The 18,913-nt window shown below is 72.3% G+C and carries 16 protein-coding genes and 1 CRISPR repeat array; of the genes, 8 read left to right on the top strand and 8 right to left on the bottom strand.

What is annotated here, in order from left to right:
- The first annotated feature begins 12 nt into the window (after nucleotides 1–12).
- The 7 genes from casA to cas2e are packed head-to-tail and all read left to right on the top strand — an operon-like array spanning nucleotide 13 to nucleotide 9,333.
- Nucleotides 13–4,545 (top strand): type I-E CRISPR-associated protein Cse1/CasA, encoded by a 4,533-nt coding sequence (gene casA, locus ACZ462_RS22230; RefSeq protein WP_467803188.1) that lies wholly within the window; start codon nucleotides 13–15, stop codon nucleotides 4,543–4,545.
- Complete coding sequence (casB, locus tag ACZ462_RS22225; protein WP_467803187.1) at nucleotides 4,542–5,279, top strand: type I-E CRISPR-associated protein Cse2/CasB; 738 nt, start codon at nucleotides 4,542–4,544, stop codon at nucleotides 5,277–5,279. Before casA ends, casB begins: the two co-directional genes overlap by 4 nt.
- Nucleotides 5,276–6,535 carry a type I-E CRISPR-associated protein Cas7/Cse4/CasC gene (gene cas7e, locus ACZ462_RS22220; protein WP_114059266.1) on the top strand — a complete coding sequence of 420 codons (1,260 nt, stop codon included), beginning with the start codon at nucleotides 5,276–5,278 and terminating at the stop codon, nucleotides 6,533–6,535. The genes casB and cas7e overlap by 4 nt, the downstream gene beginning before the upstream one ends.
- Nucleotides 6,532–7,317 carry a type I-E CRISPR-associated protein Cas5/CasD gene (cas5e, locus tag ACZ462_RS22215; RefSeq protein ID WP_467803185.1) on the top strand — a complete coding sequence of 262 codons (786 nt, stop codon included), beginning with the start codon at nucleotides 6,532–6,534 and terminating at the stop codon, nucleotides 7,315–7,317. Before cas7e ends, cas5e begins: the two co-directional genes overlap by 4 nt.
- Nucleotides 7,317–8,033 (top strand): type I-E CRISPR-associated protein Cas6/Cse3/CasE, encoded by a 717-nt coding sequence (gene cas6e, locus ACZ462_RS22210; RefSeq protein ID WP_467803184.1) that lies wholly within the window; start codon nucleotides 7,317–7,319, stop codon nucleotides 8,031–8,033. The genes cas5e and cas6e overlap by 1 nt, the downstream gene beginning before the upstream one ends.
- Nucleotides 8,030–8,986, top strand: a complete 957-nt coding sequence (gene cas1e / locus ACZ462_RS22205) for a type I-E CRISPR-associated endonuclease Cas1e (protein WP_467803183.1) — start codon at nucleotides 8,030–8,032, stop codon at nucleotides 8,984–8,986. The genes cas6e and cas1e overlap by 4 nt, the downstream gene beginning before the upstream one ends.
- Nucleotides 8,983–9,333, top strand: coding sequence for a type I-E CRISPR-associated endoribonuclease Cas2e (gene cas2e / locus ACZ462_RS22200; RefSeq protein ID WP_467803182.1), 351 nt, complete (start codon nucleotides 8,983–8,985; stop codon nucleotides 9,331–9,333). The genes cas1e and cas2e overlap by 4 nt, the downstream gene beginning before the upstream one ends.
- Before the next feature lie 82 nt (nucleotides 9,334–9,415).
- Nucleotides 9,416–10,784: direct repeats of the CRISPR family, unit length 28 nt; unit sequence CTGCTCCCCGCACGCGCGGGGATGACCC.
- Nucleotides 10,785–10,875: 91 nt separating this feature from the next.
- Here cas2e and ACZ462_RS22195 read toward each other — a convergent pair.
- The 7 genes from ACZ462_RS22195 to ACZ462_RS22165 all read right to left on the bottom strand — a co-directional run bounded on the left by ACZ462_RS22195 (nucleotide 10,876) and on the right by ACZ462_RS22165 (nucleotide 16,815).
- Nucleotides 10,876–11,493 carry a hypothetical protein gene (locus tag ACZ462_RS22195; RefSeq protein ID WP_467803180.1) on the bottom strand — a complete coding sequence of 206 codons (618 nt, stop codon included), beginning with the start codon at nucleotides 11,491–11,493 and terminating at the stop codon, nucleotides 10,876–10,878.
- Nucleotides 11,494–11,580: 87 nt separating this feature from the next.
- Complete coding sequence (locus ACZ462_RS22190; protein WP_467803179.1) at nucleotides 11,581–12,837, bottom strand: helix-turn-helix domain-containing protein; 1,257 nt, start codon at nucleotides 12,835–12,837, stop codon at nucleotides 11,581–11,583.
- A gap of 125 nt (nucleotides 12,838–12,962) precedes the next feature.
- Complete coding sequence (locus ACZ462_RS22185) at nucleotides 12,963–13,553, bottom strand: HD domain-containing protein (RefSeq protein WP_467803178.1); 591 nt, start codon at nucleotides 13,551–13,553, stop codon at nucleotides 12,963–12,965.
- A gap of 317 nt (nucleotides 13,554–13,870) precedes the next feature.
- Nucleotides 13,871–14,194, bottom strand: a complete 324-nt coding sequence (locus ACZ462_RS22180) for a winged helix-turn-helix domain-containing protein (protein WP_467803176.1) — start codon at nucleotides 14,192–14,194, stop codon at nucleotides 13,871–13,873.
- Entirely contained in the window at nucleotides 14,191–14,571 is a 381-nt protein-coding gene (locus tag ACZ462_RS22175) for a hypothetical protein (RefSeq protein WP_467803174.1), read from the bottom strand. Before ACZ462_RS22175 ends, ACZ462_RS22180 begins: the two co-directional genes overlap by 4 nt.
- A gap of 187 nt (nucleotides 14,572–14,758) precedes the next feature.
- On the bottom strand, nucleotides 14,759–16,147 hold the full coding sequence (locus tag ACZ462_RS22170) for a DHA2 family efflux MFS transporter permease subunit (RefSeq protein ID WP_467803267.1): 1,389 nt from the start codon (nucleotides 16,145–16,147) through the stop codon (nucleotides 14,759–14,761).
- Nucleotides 16,148–16,404: 257 nt separating this feature from the next.
- On the bottom strand, nucleotides 16,405–16,815 hold the full coding sequence (locus ACZ462_RS22165) for a DUF3291 domain-containing protein (protein WP_467803173.1): 411 nt from the start codon (nucleotides 16,813–16,815) through the stop codon (nucleotides 16,405–16,407).
- A gap of 107 nt (nucleotides 16,816–16,922) precedes the next feature.
- Between ACZ462_RS22165 and ACZ462_RS22160 the strand changes: the two genes are divergently transcribed.
- Nucleotides 16,923–17,618: a MerR family transcriptional regulator gene (locus tag ACZ462_RS22160; RefSeq protein ID WP_467803171.1), complete on the top strand. Its 696-nt coding sequence runs from the start codon at nucleotides 16,923–16,925 to the stop codon at nucleotides 17,616–17,618.
- Here ACZ462_RS22160 and ACZ462_RS22155 read toward each other — a convergent pair.
- Nucleotides 17,596–18,903, bottom strand: coding sequence for an NAD(P)/FAD-dependent oxidoreductase (locus ACZ462_RS22155; protein ID WP_467803170.1), 1,308 nt, complete (start codon nucleotides 18,901–18,903; stop codon nucleotides 17,596–17,598). The genes ACZ462_RS22160 and ACZ462_RS22155 overlap by 23 nt on opposite strands.
- Between the last annotated feature and the right edge of the window lie 10 nt (nucleotides 18,904–18,913).

Here is an 18,913-nt window from a genome sequence, read left to right as displayed (position 1 = left end):
GGGGGGATCGAGATGCACGACGGCGCACCGCACTGGAGCGCTTCGCTGTCACCGGCGGCGCGGATCGTGTGGGCGAAGCACGAGGACAAGACCTCGAAGTGGCTGCCGCTGTGGCGGCACATGGCGGACTCCGCCGCGATGGCGGAGCGGTTGTGGGACCAGTGGCTGCCGCATCACGTTCGGCGCCTCGCGGCGGAAAGCCTCCCCGACGGCGAGCGCGATGCGCGGCGGCTCGCCGTGTGGCTGGGGGCCGTCCACGACATCGGAAAAGCGACGCCCGCCTTCGCCTGCCAGGTAGACCAACTCGCCGAGCGTATGAGGTCTGTGGGGCTGGACATGCCCACGCCCCGGCAGTTCGGCGACGCCCGCAGGCGCGCTCCGCACGGCTTGGCCGGCCAGGCCCTCGTGGAGGAGTGGCTGGAGGGGCGCGGGTGGTCGCCACGGGCGGCGATGGCGTTCGCCGGGGCCATCGGCGGGCACCACGGGGTACTTCCCGGCCACGAGCACTTCCACGCCCTGCACCAGCATCCCGAGCTCCTGCGCACACCCGGGCCCTCCTACCGCCTGTGGCGCGCCGTGCAGACCGAGTTGCTCGACGCGGCCACCGCGGCCTATGGAGTGCGGGACCGCCTGCACGACTGGAGCGCGGTCAAGTTGCCCCAGCCGGTGCAGGTCGTGCTGTCGGCCCTCGTGATCCTCGCGGACTGGATCGCCAGCAACTCCGACCTCTTCCTCCTCTACCCCGAGGAGCGGCACCGCAGCGACGCCGAGCGCATCGAAGCCGCGTGGCGCGGCATCGAGCTGCCGCCGCCCTGGACCGCGCCGATCGTGGAGGAGGACGTGCGGGGCCTGCTCGAAGCGCGCTTCGGGCTTCCCGCCGTCCGTCCCCTGCAGGAGGAAGCCGTCCGGTTGGCGCGGGCGACCCCCACCCCGGGCCTGATGATCATCGAGGCGCCGATGGGCGAGGGCAAGACGGAGGCGGCACTCGCCGTGGCGGAGGTGTTCGCCTCCCGGACGCGGGCCGGCGGCTGCTTCGTCGCACTGCCGACCAGGGCGACGGCCAACGCCATGTACGGCCGCTTCCGCAAGTGGCTCGACCGTCTTCCGGGCGAGAGGGCACGCACCGTCTACCTGGCCCATTCCAAGGGCTTCCTCGACGACGCCTTCGCCGCGGACCTCCGCGCAGGAAGCCGTCCGATCGCAGCCGTCGACCTCGACGGGGATCCGACCTCGCTGCGGTCCCTCCGAGACGATCGGTGCGCGGCAGCGTCGGCCCTCGTCGCACACCAGTGGCTGCGCGGCCGCAAGAAGGGGATGCTCGCACCGTTCGTCGTCGGAACCATCGACCAGCTGCTCTTCGCCGCACTGAAGAGCCGGCATCTGGTGCTGCGGCACCTGGCCCTGGCCGGCAAGGTCGTCGTCATCGACGAGGTCCACGCCTACGACGCGTACATGAACGCATACCTCGAACGCGTCCTGTCCTGGCTCGGCCGCTACAAGGTCCCCGTCGTGATGCTGTCCGCAACCTTGCCCGCCGATCGGCGCCGGGCGCTCGCCCTCGCCTACTCCGAGGGAGCCGACGAGGCCGGAGCCCTCACCGCAACCAGCGCCTATCCACTGATCAGCGTGGTTTCCGAAGGCCGGGAGACGATCGTCGGAACGCCCCCTGCGGCCGCGGGCCGACACCTCTCGATCACCGTCGAGAAGCTGGACGACGACCCCTCCGCCCTGGCCGACCGCCTGGCGGCCGAACTCGCCGGGGGCGGCTGCGCCCTGGTCGTCCGCAACACCGTCGACCGTGTCCTCCAGAGTGCCGACGTACTGCGCGAACGCTTCGGCCCCGACGCGGTCACCGTGGCCCACTCCCGGTTCACCGACCTCGACCGGGCCCGCAAGGACGACGACCTCGTCGCCCGGTTCGGCCCGGGGGGCACGCGCCCCGCAGGGCCGCAGCCGCACATCGTGGTCGCGAGCCAGGTCGCGGAGCAGTCGCTCGACATCGACTTCGACGTCCTGGTCACCGACCTCGCCCCCGTCGACCTCGTCCTCCAACGCATGGGGCGGCTGCACCGCCACCAGCGTGGCGAAGGCCAGGCCGGCCGCCCGGAGCGGCTGCGCGTCCCGAGATGCCTCATCACCGGCGTCGACTGGGATGCAGGACCGCCCAGCCCCGCCGAAGGATCTGCCGCCGTCTACGGACGGCACGCCCTCCTGCGGTCCCTCGCCGTCCTGCACCCGCATCTCGAAGGCAGGCCCCTCGACCTCCCCGACCGCATCAGCCCCCTCGTGCAGGCCGCCTACGGTGATACGACGCCACCCGCCCCCGAGGCCTGGACCGCGGCCGTGGACAGCGCCCGGGACGAACACGACAGGAACACCGCGGAGAAGCGCCGGAAGGCGCAGACCTTCCTCCTCGACCAGGCGCGCAGGCCCGGCCGCTCCCTGATCGGCTGGATCGACGCCGGAGTCGGCGACGCGGAAGACACCCGCGCCGGCCGCGCCCAGGTCAGAGACAGCGAGGAGGCCCTGGAGGTGCTCGTCGTCCAGCGCCGCCGCGACGGCACGTACACCACCCTGCCCTGGCTGGACCGGGGCATGGGCGGGCTCGAACTGCCCCTGGACGCCGTCCCGCCGCCCCGCGCCGCCCGCGCGGCCGTCGCCAGCGCGCTGCGGCTCCCGTACCACTTCGGCAAGCCGTGGCTCATCGACCAGGTGATCGGCGAACTCGAGCAGTTCTGCCCCGCCGCATGGCAGGCCAAGGAGAGCCACATGCTCGCCGGAGAACTGTTTCTCGTGCTCGACGAGGACTGCCGCGCCCGGCTGGCAGGCTTCGACCTCCACTACAGCGAGACCGACGGCCTGGAGGTCACTCCGGCCGGCACCAAGGACGTGAAGCTGGTGAAAGGCGTTCCCGGATTCGACCTGGTCTCCCGCCCCTGGCTGGGCGTCCAGTTGTGCGACGGTTCCACGGCGGAGCTCTCCCTCAGAGAGGTCTTCGCCCGGGCCGCCGGGATCCGGCGGATCGTGGGCGACCTGCCCACGCAGGAATTCGCCCTCATGCGCCTGCTGCTGGCCATCCTCCACGACGCGGTCGACGGCCCCCCGGACATCGACGCCTGGCAGGACCTGAGCGAAAGCCCGCAACCCCTCGCCGCGGTCGGCCCCTACCTCGACCGCCACCGGGAGCGGTTCGACCTCCTGCGCCCCACCCGGCCGTTCTTCCAAGTCGCGGACCTGCGCACGCAGAAGGACGAAGTGTTCTCCCTGAACCGGATCGTGGCCGACATCCCGAACGGCGACGCGTTCTTCACCATGCGCCGGCCCGGCGTCGAACGGCTCACCTTCGCCGAAGCCGCCAGGTGGCTCGTCCACGCCCAGGCCTTCGACACCTCCGGCATCAAGTCCGGGGCCGTGGGCGACCCCCGTGTGAAGGGCGGCAAGGGCTACCCGCAGGGTGTGGCCTGGGCCGGCAACATCGGAGGACTGTTCGCCGAAGGCGACAGCCTCCAGCAGACGCTCCTCCTGAATCTGATCCCCGCGGACGGCACGGCCGTCACCACGGTCAAGGACGACCGCCCTGCCTGGCGCCGGGAGCAGTGCGGTCCCCAGACGCAGGACGACCTCACCACCCGGCCCACAGGGCCTCGCGACCTCTACACCTGGCAGTCCCGGCGCATCCGCCTCCACCACGACGGCACCGCAGTCCACGGCGTGGTCCTCTCCTACGGCGACCCCTTGCCGGTGGCGGACGCCCACCGGCACGAACCCCTGAGCGGCTGGCGCCGCAGCATCCCGCAGGAGAAGAAGCTCGGCCGCTCCCCGGTCTACATGCCCCGCCAGCACGACCCCGCCCGCTCCGCCTGGCGCAGCCTCGCCTCACTCCTTGCCTCCGTCGGCGAGGAGCAGCCCGGACAGCGGACTGAGCCGGCCCCGTACCTGCGGGCCGGTGTGCTCAAGTGGATCGCCGAACTGACCCACGAACGGCTCCTCCCACGGGACCTGCTGATCCGGCCCCGGCTGATCGGCGCCGTCTACGGCACACAGCAGTCGGTCATCGACGAAGTGGTCGACGACGCGTTCGCCATGCCCGTCGTCCTTCTCCACGAACAGGATCAGCGCTACGCGCAGCAGGCCGTCGCGGCAGTCGAGGACAGCACCAAGGCGGTCAACGCCCTCGCGGACCTGGCCGCCGACCTCGCCGCAGCCTCTCGTAGGGCCGCCGAAGCCCCCCGGGACACGGCCCGCGATCTGGGCTTCGGCCTGCTCGACGGCCCGTACCGCCAGTGGCTGGCCGACCTCGGCGACGCACCCGACCCCTCCGACGCGCGTGCTGTCTGGCAGCGGACGGCGTACTGGATCCTCCGCGACACCGCCGCCACCCTGCTCGCGGACGCCGGCGACACCGGCTGGCTCGACCACGCCCGCTCCGAACGCATTTTCCACGCCCGGCTCAACAAGGCCCTCGCGCTGCGCAACGACACCGCACCGTCCGACCCGGCTGCAGCCGCACGTGGAGCCGACCTCAGCAAGGAGGCAGTCCGATGATGGAGACCGCGCCGAGGAGTCCGGCGCCCGCCGAACCTCCGCAGCGCAGTACAGGCGCAGGAACGGAGCACGGGCCGCTCCGCCAAGCCGTCGCCCAGCGCATCCGCACCCTCCAACACGACTACCGCAACGACGTATCCCACGCCGTACAAGCCCTCGCACGCCTCCGCAGGGGCATCGGCCGACAGGCGACCGAGACGCCCGACCTGTGGGGCCTCGTGGGCATGGAGCAGTTCTACGCCACACGGACCGTGCACGGCCGCGGCCGTGTGGACGAAGCCGAGGCACTGCGCGCCGAGCGCGCCGCCCACGTCGCCGTGACCCTGTGGGCCCTCCACCAGCAGTCCAACCGGGCCAAGCGGATGCACGTGGAGGACGGAGCCTCCCTGGGCACGGCCGTACGACGCCTCATGTCCGGCACCGACTCCGACGAGCCGATCCGCAAGCGGCTCGTCCGCGCGGGCACGGCGACGACGTTCGACGTGCTGGCCCAGCGGCTCCGGGAACTGGTCGTACTCCTGCGGGCCGCCGAGATCCCCCTCGACTACGGCCTGCTCGCCGAGCAGCTCGACCGCTGGCAGCGGCCCGGCGGGCCCGCGCTGGTCCGCCAGGCCTGGGGGCGCAGCTTCCACGCCCACCAGCCCGCTGCCGGCCACGGCGCGCAGCAGGACGACGCACCCGGCGGGCCGGTCGAGACCGGCGCCGGCCCGAACGACACGAAGGACGAGACATGAGCCGCACCATCCTCGACGTGCACATCCTCCAGACGGTGCCTCCGAGCAACATCAACAGGGACGACACCGGCGCCCCGAAGAGCGCCGTCTACGGCGGAGTCCGCCGCTCCAGGGTGTCCAGCCAGGCCTGGAAGAAGGCCACGCGCAACGCCTTCGGGGAACTGCTGGACCCGGCAGACCTGGGCGTCAGGACGAAGAAGGTCGTGGACGCCCTCACCCGGCGCATCACGGCGCGCGAGACGTCCCTGACCGCCGAGCAGGTGTGGCCGATGGCCGCCGAGGTCATCCAGGTCGCCACCGGGGCCAAGATCGAGACCCCGGCGCGCAAGACCGGTGCGAAGGGCGGCAAGGGCGACCCGCGGGGCGAGGGGGCTCCCGAGCCGCAGGCACCCCAGTCCTCGTACCTGCTGTTCCTCAGCGCCCGCCAGCTCGACCTGCTCGCGGACCTGGCCCTCGAGGGCATCGCGAAGAAAGCCGACCCGAAGGTGCACCTCAAGGACCCCGAGGTGAAGAGCCGGGCGAAGAAGGCGGCCGCCACCCGGCACTCCGTGGACATCGCCCTCTTCGGCCGGATGGTGGCCGACAACACCGACCTCAACGTCGACGCCGCCGCCCAGGTCGCCCACGCCCTCAGCGTCCACCCGGTGGACCTGGAAGCCGACTACTTCACCGCCGTCGACGACCAGAACGGCGACGCCGAGCCGGGGGCGGGAATGATCGGAACGGTCGACTTCAACTCCGCCACCCTCTACCGCTACGCCGCGGTCGACGTCGACCTGCTCGCCGCCAACCTCGACGCCGGCCTGACCGACGACGAACGCCGCGCAGAGCCGGCACCGGGACCTGCACCTGCACCGACTCCGGAGCCGGTGCGCCGTGCGGTCGAAGCCTTCGTCGAGGCCTTCACCCTCTCCATGCCCAGCGGGAAGATCAACACCTTCGGGAACCACACCCTGCCGGACGCGGTCGTCGTCAAGCTGCGCTCCGCCCGCCCCGTCAGCTTCGTCGGCGCCTTCGAACGCCCCGTGACCCGGGAAGGCACGGGCGACGGCCACGTCCGGGCCGCCTGCGAGGCCCTCGCGGCACACGTCCCCGCGGTGGAGGAGTCCTTCGGCGCCGCCGCGGACCACACCTGGATCGTCCGCGTCGGCGAGCAGACCGAAGCCCTGGCACCGCTCGGCGAGCAGGTCAACCTCCGCGAACTCGTCGGCAGGGTGGGGGACGCCGTCGCGGAACGGATGGGCAAGCGGGGATGAGCGTCCTCGCCCTGCGGCTGGCGGGCCCCCTCCAGGCATGGGGGTCCTCCGCCCGCTTCGCCCGCCGCACGACGGAGACCGCCCCCACGAAGAGCGGCGTCATCGGCCTGCTCGCCGCCGCACTCGGCCGCCCGCGCAACGCTGACCTCTCCGACCTGGCCGCCCTCTCCTTCGCCGTACGGATCGACCAGGCCGGCACGCGCGTACGGGACTTCCAGACGGCCCGCCACACCGACACGGGCAAGGCGATGCCCGTCTCGGAGCGCTTCTACCTGGCAGACGCCGTCTTCGTCGCAGCCGTCGCAGGCGACGACGCGCTCGTGCAGGACCTGCACGCCGCCGTGCGGGACCCCGTCCACCTGCCCTACCTCGGACGGCGCTCATGCCCACCGCAAGGGCCCGTCGACCTGGAAATCGTCCGAGCCGCGGACGATCCCGCAGCAGTGCTGCGCGAGGCGCCGTGGCAGGCCGCCGCATGGCACCAGGAACGGCACCGAAGCCGGCCCTCGGTCCGCCTGACCCTTCTGGCCGAAGCGGCCCCCGGAGACCCGCACGGCACGGCCCTCCGCGACCAGCCGCTCAGCTTCGCGCCGTCCCACCGCCGCTACGCGCTGCGCACCGTCGTGCAGACATCCGTCGAGGTGCCGAACCCGCGCTTCCAGCCCGGCGAACGGCACCACGCCACGGCAACCGGGCGGCGTGTGCCCGTGCCCCCACCCCGGCACACCCCCGAAGCCCACCTCACGCAGCTTCCCCTGAACCTCCCGCCGGACGGCCACTGATGTACCTGACCCGATTCCGACTCAACACCGCCCGCGCCGGCTCACGCCACCTGCTCGCCTCACCGCAGCGCATGCACGCCGCCGTGATGTCGTCGTTCGCCGACGTGCTGCCCGGCGACCCCCATGCCCCGCGCGTCCTCTGGCGCGTCGACCGCAACTCGCGCGCCGAGGCCCTGCTCTTCATCGTCAGCGAGCAGCGCCCGGACCTCACCCACCTCGTCGAACAGGCCGGCTGGCCGACCACAGCCGCCTGGCAGACGTACGAGTACACGTCCTTCCTCGACGGCCTCGCCAAGGGCGGCATCTGGGACTTCCGGCTCACGGCGAACCCCGTCCACCACGTACGCCGCAGCACGGACGAGATCCGCAAGCGCACCGCCCATCGCACCCCGCGCCACCAGATGGGGTGGCTGCTGGACCGGCAGGAGCGGGCCGGCTTCCGGGTCCTCGAAACCCCCGCCGAACGGCGGCGCCTCGCACAGGGGGACGAGCACCAGCTCACCGTCCGCGACGAACAGCGGCACCGCTTCGGCAAGACGGACACCGGCACAGGCCTGGCGAACCGCGTACCGCTGGTGACCGTCACCTTCGACGGCCGGCTCGAGATCACCGACCCCGAGCTCCTGCGGCGGACCCTGACCCTCGGGCTGGGCAAGGCGAAGGCGTACGGGTGCGGCCTGATGACCCTGGCTGCGGCGTCAGGAGGCACAAGGTGACGACCGTGGCACGGCGCCGTGCCTCGTCCCCGCGCGACCTGGCGCGCGTCGCGGAGCGCATCTCGTTCGTCTACCTCGAGCGGTGCATCGTCCACCGCGACCAGAACGCCATCACGGCCGAGGACGCCGACGGCACCACGCACATCCCCTCCGCCACCATCGGCACCCTGCTGCTCGGCCCGGGCACGCGCATCACCGACCAGGCGATGACCGTGCTCGCCGACAGCGGCACCGCCGTCGCCTGGGTCGGCGAACACGGCGTGCGCTACTACGCGGGCGGACGCTCCCTGAACCGCTCCTCGGCGCTCGTGGAAGCGCAAGCCACCCGGTGGGCCAACCGCCGCACGCGCCTGGACGTTGCCCGGGCGATGTACCGGCTGCGGTTCCCCGACGAAGACCCGGCCGGGCTCACCAGGCAGGAGCTGCTGGGCCACGAGGGACGGCGCCTCAGGGACTGCTACCGCGACCAGGCCGAGCGCACCGGAGTCCCCTGGCACGGACGCAACTACGTTCCCGGCGACTTCGCCGCGAGCGACGCCCCGAACCAGGCCGTCACCGCCGCCGCGCAGTGCATGTACGGCGTCTCCCACGCCGTCGTGGCCGCGCTCGGCTGTGCACCGGGGCTGGGCTTCGTGCACTCGGGGCACGAACTGTCGTTCGTCCTGGACGTGGCCGACTTCTACAAGACGGAGATCGGGATCCCGGTCGCCTTCGACGTGGCGGCGGAAGGCGACCAGGACGTCGGCCCCCGCACCCGCCGCGCACTGCGCGACACCATCAACAAGACCCGCCTCCTCGACCGCTGCGTCAAGGACATCAAGCGGCTGCTCCTCCCCGACGGGTTGGGGAGCGGGGAGGGCGGGCCGGACCAGGCCGACGAAGTCATGCTCCAGTCGGACGGCGACCTCATGGTCGCCTCAGGCCGTAACCACGGAGATGAGGTCACCTGGTGACGGTGATCGTGCTGACCCAATGCCCGGTCGGTCTGCGTGGCTTCCTGACGCGGTGGCTACTGGAGATCTCGCCGGGCGTCTTCATCGGAGGACCGTCCGCCCGGATCAGGGCGGCGCTGTGGGCGGAGGTGAAGCAGTACGCGGGCATCGGCCGAGCCCTGCTCGCGTACAACACGGACAACGAGCAGGGCTTCGCTTTCGAGACGCACGACCACAAGTGGCACCCGATCGACCTTGAGCGCCTGACCCTGATCCACCGCCCGAGCGCCCGCACCACACGGCAACCCCAGCCCCAGCCGGGCTGGAGCAAGGCATCGAAACGCTGCCGCTTTGGCGGCGGCCGATAGGACGGCAATGCCCCGAAAGTCGCAATCCTTGCAAGTGAGTGAAACGAGGCGTGACCCTCCGAAAACCCGCAGCTCACGAAGCCTGCTCCCCGCACGCGCGGGGATGACCCGACCTCTGCCCTCCACGCCCGGCCGAACAAGGCCTGCTCCCCGCACGCGCGGGGATGACCCCCCCCAGATACCCCACGTCAGCCGCCGATGCGCCCTGCTCCCCGCACGCGCGGGGATGACCCCGAGATCGTCTGAGGCGCATGGACCGCTACCAGCTGCTCCCCGCACGCGCGGGGATGACCCCCTGTACAGCTCCGCGGCGGGGGTGCTGCGTACCTGCTCCCCGCACGCGCGGGGATGACCCCTGCTTGATCGTCTTGTCGGCCGGCTTGGTCAGCTGCTCCCCGCACGCGCGGGGATGACCCCTGGCCGCCCGGCCGCCCCCACGCCTCAAGGAACTGCTCCCCGCACGCGCGGGGATGACCCTGTGCCGCTGTGGCTGGTCGGCGGCGTGGTCGTCTGCTCCCCGCACGCGCGGGGATGACCCAACTGGGTCCCGAACGGGAACGCGACCGTGAACCTGCTCCCCGCACGCGCGGGGATGACCCCGGGGTCCACTCCCCGACGGCGACCTCTTCGGCCTGCTCCCCGCACGCGCGGGGATGACCCCGACCCGTTCATCCAGTTCGACACCGCAGGCATCTGCTCCCCGCACGCGCGGGGATGACCCCGAGTGCCTGCACGACTGCACGTGCTGCTCCCACTGCTCCCCGCACGCGCGGGGATGACCCCGCCCGGCTGTACGCGGTCGGCGCGGACCTGACCTGCTCCCCGCACGCGCGGGGATGACCCCACCCCCCCGGAAAGGGGAAGTTGAGTGCAGCACTGCTCCCCGCACGCGCGGGGATGACCCCGACCGAAAGGGAGGCCGCAATGCCGACCGAATCTGCTCCCCGCACGCGCGGGGATGACCCAGCGACGCCACGGCCGTCCTCCTCCCGGGGCTGCTGCTCCCCGCACGCGCGGGGATGACCCCGCCTCGCCGGCCACTTCGTCAACCAGATCACCCTGCTCCCCGCACGCGCGGGGATGACCCCGTCTTCCGCCGCAGGACCTCGACGCGGAGAAGCTGCTCCCCGCACGCGCGGGGATGACCCCGCGTGACCGTGGGCGCCGTTGACGACGCTCGACTGCTCCCCGCACGCGCGGAGATGACCCCCCCGAACACGACCAGCCCCAGGGCCTCCCCCTGCTCCCCGCACGCGCGGGGATGACCCCCGCGGTTCGGCGTCTGGGCCGTGCCCACCGTCCTGCTCCCCGCACGCGCGGGGATGACCCCTGGTTGTCCGCGGAGGCGCCGTTCAGGGTGAACTGCTCCCCGCACGCGCGGGGATGACCCCCGGACCAACATCGCCAAGGCGGTCCGGACCGACTGCTCCCCGCACGCGCGGGGATGACCCCCGCACTACCGAGGACGTCACGATCTACGTGACCTGCTCCCAGAAAACGCGGGGATGGTCCCTCGGGCGCCGGCCCGGAGAGGGCTGGTGTTCAAGACAACCTGCGGGGTAGGGGCGGCGTGGGCTGGGGTCCTGGTTCGGCCTGCGCTTTGATGGGCTGGGCGTTCAGGATGTGGGTGCTTCCCGGCGCTTTGAGCGGACGGTGCCGGGGTTGAGACGGGGTGGTTGCTGCCGACTCCGTCAGGCGGGCCGTTGCGATGCGGAGGAGGAGGTTTGCTGCCGCCGTGCGGCAGAACGGGGTGTTCGGGGTGGGTGGGTTGGCCCAGTAGAGCGGGCGAGTGGGGGTTGCGCGGTCGTGGGCGGGGTGCGGGACGCCGAGTTGGGTGTTGGTGCCGAGGCATTCGGCGTGGTGTTGGTGGGTGCGGTTCCAGCGGGTTCGGGTGGCGGGGGCGACCAAGAGGTAGTAGTTGCCGCCGCGGGGGTCGTGGATGATCGGGCCCTCCAGGGCGTCCGCGAAGGCCAGGTTTACGACGGTCGTCGTGGTGCAGCCGACTGCTGCGGCTGCGAGAGCCTGCGGGAAGCGGATCGCCTCGAAGTGCTCCCCGAGCGGGAGTACCGCCACCCCGCACGTCCGCCATGCCTTGTACGCCTCCGCCGGGTTGTGCAGCGTGCGGGCGTACCAGTCCGTGGGTGATGTTTCCTGTTGCAAGGGGCCTTCCCTACCGTCGTCGGCTCGGTGTGGCGACGACGGTAGGGGCCTGTGGAGTGGGGGAGGGGCCCGGTTTCGGCCCCTGTGTCAGGCGGCCAGGAGGCCGAGGTCGACGGCCAGGCGGCTGGCCAGGCGGCGGCGTTCCGGGGCCCGGCTTGTCGTCTCTTCCAGGACGATGACGCGGGCGAAGCCGTTGTAGCGCGTGGTGTCCGGGGCGGCCGCGTGGGCCTGCTGGAGGGTTGTCAGGGCTGCTTCGGCCTGGCCGTCCAGGTGGTAGGCGCGGGCCTGCTCGATGCGGTGCCGGGCGCGTCGCGGGCGCGACGGGATGGTGGCGGCTTCTGCCCGGGCGGCCTGGCGCGCGGCCTCGCCGCCGGAGTGCAGCTCCACGGCCACGCTGACGCCGTGCGCGCCCATCACCGCGCGGCCGAAGGACGTGATCGGGTGGAAGTAGTCGGCGGGGAGCCGTTGGGCGATCTGGTCGGCGCGCTCCCACCAGCCCCACGCCGCGCCCGTCTCTCGGCGCTTCGCGGCCGTGAGGCCGGCCTCCGCGCGCAGTGCGCCTACGAGGGCCTGGACGTGCTGGGGTGCCCGGTCCAGGTTCGGTTCGAGTAGGTGCAGGGCTTGCCGGACGACTTCGTCCGCCTCGTCGTAGCGGCCGGGACCCGAGTCGCGATGGGCCTGGGCGGACAGCCATGCGGCCACGCCGATGGCGTGCGGGTCCTCGGATTCGTGGGCCGCGGCCGTCCCGCGCTCGGCGACCCGCCACAGCAGCGACGGGTCGGGCTGGTAGGCGACGAAGAACTGGGCCAAGCAGCACGCCTCCGCCTGGAGGGCCAGGGCGGCGCGCCGCTCGGCTGCCGTGTCGGCCTGACGGACTGCCAGCTGCGTGTCGCGGATCAGCCCGGGCAAGAGTGAGCCGATCACCTCGCGGTGGTCGGGTGCCCCGTGGCGGGCGCGCCACGCGGAGTCGAGGGCGGCGCGCAGGAACTCGGGCGACGGGGCTTCGCGCGTACCGGGCGGAGCGTAGGAGGCGAGGGCGGTGCGGACGGCCGGCAGTCTGTCGTGGCCGGGGCCGAGGAAGAGGTCGGTGTGCGGCTCGGCGCCCATGTCGCCGACGAGGTCGTCCAGGCGGCGGATCCGCAGGGCCTGCGCGATGCGCAGGATCTCCGGCAGCCGCGGCATGCGCATGCTGCCCGTCTCGATCTTCTTCACCCATGACGGGTGGTGGCCGAGGAGTCCGGCCAGCTGCTCGCGGGTCATGCCGCGGCGGGTGCGGTGGATCTGGACACGTTGCCCGAACGCGACGGGATTGTCGTGCGGGCCGGGGGGAGCATCGAATGACACGGCCTTGCCCCTTCTCTGTGCAGCTCGACAGACACCGGACAGCGTAGGACGCGAGGTCGGCTGCGTGTGTCAATCCTCCTGTCCGTAAGCAGCGTTCGGGACTGGCTGCAGCGGACGAGCCGGCCTCAGATCACCGGGTACGCGTTCTGGAAGGACAGGCGGTACTCGGCCGTGTTGGCCAGGGTGGTCAGGGTGTCGTCCAGGGCCAGGAAGGCTTCCCAGTGCTCCGTGCCTGTGGCCCTGGCCAGGTGGGAGGTCAGGAGGTCCTCCAGGTCGGGGACGCGTTTGCCCTTCCAGACTTTGTCCGCCGTGCTGACCACGAGGTCCTCCACCGTGGCGGTCGGATCCGTCCAGCGGGCGTGAGTGTGCGCGAAGCGGGCCAGGTGGGGCGGGAAGCCGTGGTCGAGGAGGAGTGTGCGGCCGGCCGGTTCGTGGGCGGAGCCGGGGCCGGTGAGTTCGGCGGGGTGGAGGACCTTGCCTATGTCGTGAGTGGCCGCGCCGAACCGTACTGCCTCGCGGTCGAGCGGCAGGGTGGAGTAGGCGGGGGTGATCCAGGTTGTCAGTTCGTACGCCACGTCGTGGACCGCCCGCAGGTGTGCGGCCAGGCGCGGGGCGGCGCCCAGGGTGGTGAGGAGGTCCGGTACGGGGGCCGGGAGGGGGCGTAGGGGCGGGTCGACGGACGTGGTCAGGGCGTGGGTGAGGAGGGACGAAGGCATTCGACGAGCTTACGGCCCGCCGGTGACCGCCGGTCGCGTTCGTGCCGCCCGCGTGCGGAGAGGCCGGAGCGCCCGTGGGGCTGCCCCGCGGGGTGCCCCTTCGTACCTGGGCGTGGCGGGGGAGCGGGGCTAGCGTCGGGGCTTTGGGTGGTGGGAGGGGTGCGGTGTGTGTGAGGTGACGGTGGCCGGGGGTGCTGCCCGGGTGGGGCGGAGGGTGAGCGGGGTGGTGGGCCGGCGCGCAGGGGGAGCACGCCTACCGGGCCATGGGCGCCGGTCTCGCCGCCAACGGCAATCCGCAGGACTGATGCCTCGCGGCGTCAGTGCAGGGGGCCCGCGATGGCTCGGAGGGCGGTCAGGTGGCGGGTGTAGGCGGTGCGGCCGGCTTCGGTGAGGGAGAGCCAGGTGCGGGGGCGGCGGCCTGCCTGGCCTTTTTCGATGCCCAGCCAGCCGGCCTCCTCCAGGCGCGTCGCCTGCTTCGAGAGGGCCGAGTCCGTGATCTCCACCAGGTCGCGGACGTAGGCGAACTCGGCCTTGTCGACGCCCGCGAGCGCCGCGACGACCGACAGGCGGACCGCCGAGGTCAGGAGGGGTTCGAGGGCGTGGCGGGGGTGCCCCGGCGTGGGGGCGTGCTGGGTCGTCATGCCCGGCGCGATTCGCGGAGGGCGGCGGTCGCCGCCGGGGCGGCGCAGGCCAGGGCTGCCGCGGCCGCGAAGGGGACGCTGTCCGTGAACGCGGTCAGGCCCAGCGCGAGGCTGGCGCAGTAGGCCGCGGCCCAGGTGCCGATCACCGTCAGGTGCCTGCGGGTCAGGCCCCGCGGCACCACCGGCCGGCGTACGGCGAACACGGAGAGGGCCGTGACCGCCAGCACGTTGGCCGGCATCGTCACGGCGAGCGCAGCCGGGCCGTGCCACAGCAGGACGGCGGGGACGAGGACGAGCTGCCACGCGGCGAACAGCCACAGGTAGCGGCCGTACCAGCCCTTGCCCGCCCGTGCGGACGCCGCCTCGATCCGGGCCATGTCCTGCAGGGTGCCGACTGCGTTTGCCTGGTTTGCCGTCATTCCGTGTCCGCCCCGTTCGTTTGCCGTCCGGCATCTACTTTCCACTCTAGCAAGTAGATGCCGAAGGGGAAGGGAGGGATGCCGCCGGACGCGGCAGGGCCCGGCCGGGTCGAGCGGCCGGGCCTGTGCGGGGTGTGGCGGGGTGTCAGGCCGTCACCGTCGCCGGCTGGGGCTGGGGGGCGGCCTCGTCCCGCGTCGGCTCGTCCGCCGCCGGGCGGGTGGTGGCCGTGCGGGGGATCGCGAGGGCGGCCAGGGCGCCCAGGAGGACCACCGCCACGCCGACCCAGATCGCCGGCTTCATGCCGTCGACGAACTGCTGGGCGCTCGCCGCGGAGCCGTTGCGGACGAAGACCGTGGCCAGGACGGCGATGCCGAGCGCGCCGCCGACCTCGCGGGCCGTGGTGTTCGCGCCCGACGCAGTGCCGTACAGCTTCTGCGAGACCGAGGCGAGGACGACCGCCGCGGTCGGGGCGAAGGCGAAGCCCATGCCCGTACCGCCGACGACCATGCCGCCGACGAGGTGGGAGTACGGGGTGTTGTCCGTCGCGACCAGGGCGATCCAGCCCAGGCCGACCGCCTGGAGGAAGAGCCCGAGCGCCATCAGGCGGCCGCCGCCGACGCGGTCGGTCAGGATGCCGGCCAGCGGTGCGATGAACATCGGCATCAGGGTCCACGCCAGGGTCAGCACGCCGGCCTCCAGCGGGGTGCGGACCGGGGCGATCTGGAGGTACTGGGAGAGCAGGAAGATGGACCCGAAGACGCCGAAGTACATCGCCCCCGAGACCGCGTTGCACAGGACGAAGGAGCGCACCCGGTACAGCGACAGCGGCAGCATCGGCTCCGCGGCCCGCGCCTCCCAGGCGACGAACCCGGCGAGCAGGACCGCGCCGGCGGCGAACGCGCCGATGATGGTGGGGTCGGTCCAGCCGTCCTCGGAGCCGTTGACGATGCCCCAGACCAGGGCGACGAGTCCGCCGGTCGCCAGGACCATGCCGAACAGGTCGAGGCGCGTGCCGGCCAGCCGGCTCTCGTCGAGGACCTTCAGCACCAGCGGGACCGCGACCAGGCAGACGGGGACGTTGATCCAGAAGATCCAGTGCCAGTCGATGCCGTCGACGACGGCGCCGCCGACCAGCGGCCCGAAGGCCACGGCCAGGCCGCTGAACGCCGACCACAGCCCGAGCGCCAGGTTGCGCCTGTTGGCCGGTACGGCCTGCGCCAGCAGAGTCATCGACAGCGGCATCACGGCCGCCGCGCCGACGCCCTGCGCGGTGCGGCCGAAGATCAGCTCGGCGGTGGTGTCGCACAGGCCGCAGTAGACCGAGGCGGCGGTGAAGAGGCCGATGCCCAGGAGGAAGACCCTGCGCCGGCCGAACCGGTCGCCGAGGGCGGCGCCCGTGAGGAGCAGGCAGGCGAAAGCCAGCACGTACGCGTTGACGAACCACTGGAGGTCCTGCGTGTCCGCGTTCAGGTCCTTGGCCAGGGTGGGCAGGGCGGTCGAGACGACGAGGTTGTTCAGGGCGACCATGAACATCGGGACGCTCGTGGCGGTGATCAGCAGCCACAGGGCCGGGCGGCGGCGCCCGGCGCCGTCGTCCGCTCCTAAGGCGCCCGCGCCGCCGGGGCTCGGGCTCGGGGTCTTGCTCTGGTTCGTGCTCATCCGGGGGTCTCCAGTACGAAGGCGGGGACGGAAGACGGTCGTGCAGGGGAGGGGCCCCGACCCGGGGCGGGGGTGTCCCGGGTCGGGAGAAGAGGGGTCCGGGCGGCGTGCGGTGCGCCCGGAGGGCGCCGTCAGGCGTTCTCGGCGTCCGCGCGCAGCTGCGCGGCGAGGCGGGCGCGGGCGTCGTCCCAGTCCAGCGGGAGTTCGCCGGCGGGCAGCTCCCAGAAGGTGAAGACGGACGTGCGCATCGTGGACCGCAGCTCGCGCATGATGCCGCGGTGCGGTTCGGCCCTCGCGTAGCCGTGGATCGCCTCGCGGCTCTCCCAGGCGGACAGGGTCCAGAACGTGCGCTTGAGGGGTTCGGCGATCAGGGAGGCCTCGACGGCTCCGCGCGACGTCTTCAGCTGGGCCCAGGCCGCGAGGGCGCGGACGAAGAAGCGGGGGACGTCGGCGAGCGACTTGACCTCGAAGCGGGAGGCCATGATGTGGGTCCCGGTGTCAGCGGGGACCGGCTTGCTGCTCTTCCAGGTGAGTTTGGGCACCGTGGGGTCTCGCCTTCAGTATTGGTGAGTGGCAGTATCCATGATAGATAGTGGCACTGTCCACTAGCTAATCGAGAGTCGAAAAACAGCCGGGAGAAGGAAGAGCGATGCGTATCTCGGAGCTGAGCCGCCGCAGCGGGGTGCCGATCACCACCATCAAGTACTACCTCCGCGAGGGACTGCTGCATCCCGGACGCGCGACCGCCCCGAACCAGGCCGAGTACGACGAGTCGCACGTACGGCGGCTCCGGCTGGTCCGGGCCCTGGTCGGGGTGCGCGGGCTGAGCGTGGGCGCCGCCAGGGAGGTCCTCGGCGGCGTGTACGAGCGGGAGGGCGACCCCCACCGCGTCCTCGGCCTCGTCCTCGGCGCCACCGCCGACGCGGCGGACACCGGGGACGCGGCCGGGGCCGCGGAGAGCCCCCGCATGCCCGAGGTCGACGCCATGCTGGACGCCCTCGGCTGGCAGGTGTCCGAGGAGTCCTCCGGCAGGGCGGTCGTCGCCCGGACCCTCGACACCCTCGCCGAGCTCGGCACGGACTACGACTGGAAGCGGCTGGTCCCCTACGGCGAGCTCGCCGCACGGATCGCCGCCGTCGACCTCGACGGGATCGAGGGGATACGGGACCCGCTCGAAATGGCCGAGCGGGCCCTCGTGCTGACCGTCCTGCTGGAGCCGGCCCTCTTGGCGCTGCGCCGGCTCGCCCAGGAGCACCAGTCCGCGGTCCGCCGGGGCGCCGGGCCCGAAGGCCCGGACGCTCCCGGCGCGCCCGCGGGCGGTGTCAGCCCTTCGACTGCTCCCTGAGCTCCTTCAGAAGCTGGGCCGCGGCCTCGGCGCCCGAGGAGAAACCCGCCTCGTGCGAGCCGATCTGGTCCCAGCCCAGCTTCCTGGAGTGGAAGTACGAGCCGGCCAGCTTCAGCCGGGTCCCCTCGTTGACGTTGTATATGTCCGCCTGGAGGTTGCGGACGTTGATGTCGATGATCGGGTGCGTGTACGGGAACTCCGCGATCACCGACTCCGGGTCCACCTCCAGCGGGTAGTCCAGCGTCACGAAGTAGTCCTTCTCCGCGGTGAAGCCGTGCAGCTTGTTCATGTAGTACGCCACGTACTGCTTCGCCTCGCCGCCCGCCACGACCTGCCCGTAGTTCCAGGCCTCCCAGCGCTCCTTCGTCGCCGGCATCACCGACGCGTCGGTGTGCAGCACCACCCGAGAGGAGCTGTAGCGCACCGGCCCCAGCACCTCCTTCTGGCGGGCCGACGGGTTCTCCAGCAGCGCCAGCGCCTCGTCGGCGTGGGTGCCCACGACGACGTAGTCGAACGTCTCGCTGCCCTTCGCCGTCGTCACCGTGACGCCGTCCGCATCCTGCCGGATCGACGTCGCCGGCTCCGCCACGCGCAGGTCGCCGCCGATCGCGGCGATCGCCTTGCGCACGTACGAGATCGAGCCGCCGCCGACGGTCCGCCAGTCCACCTTGCGGCCGCCGAGCCCGCCCTCGTCGTGCCCCAGGTAGAAGGCGATCACCGTCGAGGCCGGGATCTCCCAGATCAGCTCCGCCGGCACCGACCACACCGCCGAGCACAGCAGGATCACGTACGAGTAGCGGAACGCCTGGCTGTAGCCGCCCCGGTCGAGGTACTCGCCCAGCGGGATGTCCGCCTTCTTGCGCAGGAAGTCGCGGCGGCCCTCCTCGTGGAAGCGGCGCGCCTCCCGCCAGATCGTGACGAACTCCTCCGAGTAGCGGCCGACGACCTCCTCCTCGGCCAGGTCCAGCTCACGCGTGCCGTACTCCAGCCCGCTGTCCAGGTCGAAGAAGTTGAAGCCGCCCAGGTGCTCCACCGCCTCCACGCCCAGCTCCTCGAAGAAGCCGAACAGGTTCGGGTAGGCGGGGCGGTTGAAGACCACGAAAGCGGTGTCGATGCCGAGGATGCGGCCGTCGTCCTCCACCTCCACGGTGTTGGCGTGCCCGCCGAGCCGGTCCTCCCGCTCGAACACGGTGATCTGCGCGTGCTCGCGCAGGTGGTAGGCAGCGGAGATCCCGGCGACGCCGGCGCCGACGATCGCGACGCGGGGAGTGGGATTCTGCGACATGGAAACGTCC

Source organism: Streptomyces sp. NPDC031121, assembly GCF_055570615.1.
Note: the sequence above shows the minus strand (reverse complement) of the source record. Positions and strands in the feature narration are given on the sequence as shown.